General features: G+C 44.7%; 2 protein-coding genes. Both read left to right on the top strand.

Annotation, left to right across the window (positions count from 1 at the left end; genetic code table 11):
* Positions 1 to 587: bifunctional DNA-formamidopyrimidine glycosylase/DNA-(apurinic or apyrimidinic site) lyase (mutM, locus tag B7C60_RS05700; RefSeq protein WP_245868644.1), on the top strand; the 587-nt coding region annotated here is incomplete at its 5' end.
* A gap of 88 nt (positions 588 to 675) precedes the next feature.
* Positions 676 to 2,673 carry an LTA synthase family protein gene (locus B7C60_RS05695; protein WP_099610822.1) on the top strand — a complete coding sequence of 666 codons (1,998 nt, stop codon included), beginning with the start codon at positions 676 to 678 and terminating at the stop codon, positions 2,671 to 2,673.
* Positions 2,674 to 2,679 lie beyond the last annotated feature (6 nt).

The raw sequence follows: 2,679 nt of genomic DNA, 5'->3' as shown, positions 1-2,679 counted from the left end.
CTGGCTCGTTACGAGTGCTGGAAGGGGACTTTCCTGCCGGTAAACATGATCACGTGGATCTTCAGTTAACGAATGGAAAAATTCTGCGCTACCACGATCCTCGTCGTTTCGGCGCTTGGTTATGGTGTCCGGCCGGAGAAAGCCTTCCCATATTAGATAAATTGGGCCCAGAGCCGTTAACGGCAGCGTTTAATGCGCACGATGTGATGGAAAAGGCACGCAAAAAGCGCATTGCGATCAAAGCGTTTATTATGGATAACGCCATCGTTGTGGGGGTCGGTAATATTTATGCCAATGAATCATTATTTAGTGCTGGTATTCATCCAATGCGCCCAGCACAGAGTTTATCTATCGCGGAATGGCAATCTTTAGTGCGTGAGATTAAATCGGTGTTGCAAACGGCGATCATTCAAGGGGGCACGACGCTAAAAGATTTTTCGCAAGCCGATGGCAAGCCGGGCTATTTTGCCCAAGAGCTACAAGTGTATGGAAAAGGGGGACAACCTTGCCCGCGCTGCTCGGAACCATTGTGTGAACAGAAAATTGGCCAAAGAAACAGCGTTTTTTGTCATTGCTGTCAGCATTAAGTCTCATTTTATGCTTTATTTCCATGCGGAGAAAATATCTTTAAGGTAATATCTCTGCCCTTATTTCTTGGCCTTATGTCGTTTCAGCATGGTTTTTCAGACTCATTTTCGCCACTTATTTCAACTGCTCGTTCTCTACTTTATTTTCGCTTTTTTGCTACTGCTTTGTTCTCGGTATGTTTTCTACTTGGGAATTGAGCCTAACCTACCGGTCAATGACATTGCCGATGATGTGGGTCGTGCTTTTGGGGTTGGCGCTCGGTTTGATGCCAAAGTAACAGCCATTGCTTATGCACCGCTTCTTTTAGCCGGGCTATTTTGTGCCCCTTTTGCAAAGGCTTATCAACGATGGTTAAGCTTGTCAGCTTACTACCATGCCACCATTGTATTGCTTTATGTGATCGGCGGAATCGCAAATTACTACTATTACCTCACTTATGGCAGCCATGTGGATCTGTTTATTTTTGGGTTAGTGGATGATGACTCTATCGCCATACTGAAAAACTTGTGGAGTGATTACCCGATTATTTTAGGCACTAGTGTTGCGATAATGACAGCGGCGATTGGCTATTTCTTTGCTCAGTTTTTAATTCGTCAACCCTTCTGGCAACCCCAAAAATCATGGCATTGGAGTATAACCAGTGCGGTACTCGTGGTCGTGATTTTAGGTGTCTTTCTACTGGCTAGAGGGTCGGTTGGCAGTTTGCCTTTGAAACGTTATCACGCCAGTGTATCCGCCTATAAACCGCTCAATATGCTGACCCCGAATGTATTTATGGCCTTAGATTGGGCACGAAGTGATTACCAAGAACAAGCCCACATCGAGCCGATTTCTAAGCAGGCGCTACAAGAGCAAATGTACAAAATATTAGGTAAACCTAATCCCAATTATCGAACACCTAAAAATGCTTATCTTGCTGAAAATTCTCCCCATGTTGTCGTTGCCATGATGGAAAGCATGGGATTAAGCTTATTATTAGAAGATAACCCTGTCAGCAACGATTTGTTGGGCAGTTTTAGGGAGAATTATCGGCAAGATTTTCTCTTTGAACGCTTTTTTGCTGGGACTTCGGCGACAATTGATAGCATTGCGATGATGCTGGTCCATAGCCCATTACCGACCATTAGCCACTCTAATCTACAAAAGATCCCACTGCCTAGCTCAGCGGTTCTACCTTATAAGCGTGCCGGATATGATGTAGTGTTTGTTTATGGTGGAAATGGAATGTGGCGTAATTTAGCCAATTATCTGCCAATTCAAGGGTTTGATCGGGTCTATGATGAAAATGATATTATCGAAGCTTTTCCCAAGGCCAGTCAGGATGCGGGAACATGGGGTGTTCCCGATGCATTCACCTTTAAATTCATCCAGCAATTATTAGATAAAGCAAAGCGGCCAACTTTAGTTTACGTGATGACGGTTACCAACCACTCGCCTTATCACGTTCCGGATTATTATCAACCCGCACCGACCGCCTTAAATACACGTTTGCGTGAATTGTTAGGCTATAAAGGGGAAGACGAGGCGCAAGAGCTATTAAAAACGTTTCAATATGCCAGTGACGCAGTGGGCCAATTTATTCGCAGCGTAAAGCAGTCATCATTAAACGATCGTGTGATGATCGCAGTTACCGGCGATCATCGAGTACGCTATACCAATACGGCTCGACCAGGAGAAGCTGGGTTAACACATGCGGTGCCATTTTACCTCTATGTACCTGCTGCCATTTTAGCGCATACCGATTACCAGTATGATCCGCAACGCATTGGTTCTCATCGGGATATTTTTCCGACACTTTACCACTTTAGTTTATCGGATCAGTCTTATGTCTCTTTAGGAGGAGAAAACTTACTCAGTACCGATCCGGTGAGTAATATTGGTTATAATGCGGCAATGGTCATTAACCCGTATGGCGCAGTGAATAACAGGCCACCATTTACTTTTTATCCTTGGCAAGAGGGTGAAATGTTGCTTACAGAAAAGCAAGCCAGTGATGCGCAAACCTTTAACCGGCAGTGGGGGCAAGAGTACCATCGGTTGCAAGAGTATTTTCTACGCTCACAAGTATTGCCGATGACGCCATAGCAACAT

Source organism: Vibrio fujianensis (assembly GCF_002749895.1).
GTDB classification, from domain to species: domain Bacteria; phylum Pseudomonadota; class Gammaproteobacteria; order Enterobacterales; family Vibrionaceae; genus Vibrio; species Vibrio fujianensis.
The sequence above is the reverse complement of the archived record's forward strand: the minus strand, read 5'-3'. Positions and strand labels throughout refer to the sequence as shown.

Excerpts from the sequence above, each read along its gene's own strand:
- B7C60_RS05695 (WP_099610822.1), top strand. The coding sequence starts at position 676 with ATGGTTTTTCAGACTCATTTTCGCCACTTATTTCAACTGCTCGTTCTC.